This window comes from Vibrio sp. S12_S33 (genome assembly GCF_963889785.1).
GTDB lineage: Bacteria > Pseudomonadota > Gammaproteobacteria > Enterobacterales > Vibrionaceae > Vibrio > Vibrio aestuarianus.
Map to the genome: position 1 here is coordinate 1 of NZ_CAWPQZ010000261.1, position 438 is coordinate 438.

Here is a 438-nt window from a genome sequence, read left to right on the forward strand (position 1 = left end):
CAAAAGTGCCAAGCGTTGTGAATCCCTCTTAAATTGCTTGTTATGTGTTTACTCAAAGTAACCCTCGGAAGCAATTGCAACCGATTGAAAGTACAACCCTTCACCTTCTTCTAAGTCAGGAAGAGTTGGACGCCAGAAAGATAACTGAAGCTCTTTAAATACGTAGCTATAGCCTAACTCTGGATCAGAATGATCATAGTTACCTTCTAGCTGAATTCGTTCGAGTACATTAGTTGCTAATATCCTATGTACGTCTAAGCCAAGCAATGTCGTTGAAAACAACTCAGACGCAGCGGCTTCAATGAACTCAACTCTTCCTTCATTATCAAAATCTACCATGAGACCGTCTAAAAAATGATGGCGATGGCCATAGATGCAATCAGGAGCTCCGATAACATTGCTCACTTCAGTTTCTGTCATACCGAGCTTGACTGGACC

General features: G+C 41.8%; 1 protein-coding gene. It reads right to left on the minus strand.

Annotated elements, in window-relative coordinates; translation table 11 throughout:
- Window positions 1-48 precede the first annotated feature (48 nt).
- The coding region (locus tag AACW06_RS20085; RefSeq protein WP_192076390.1) for a hypothetical protein at window positions 49-438 on the minus strand (390 nt) is incomplete at its 5' end.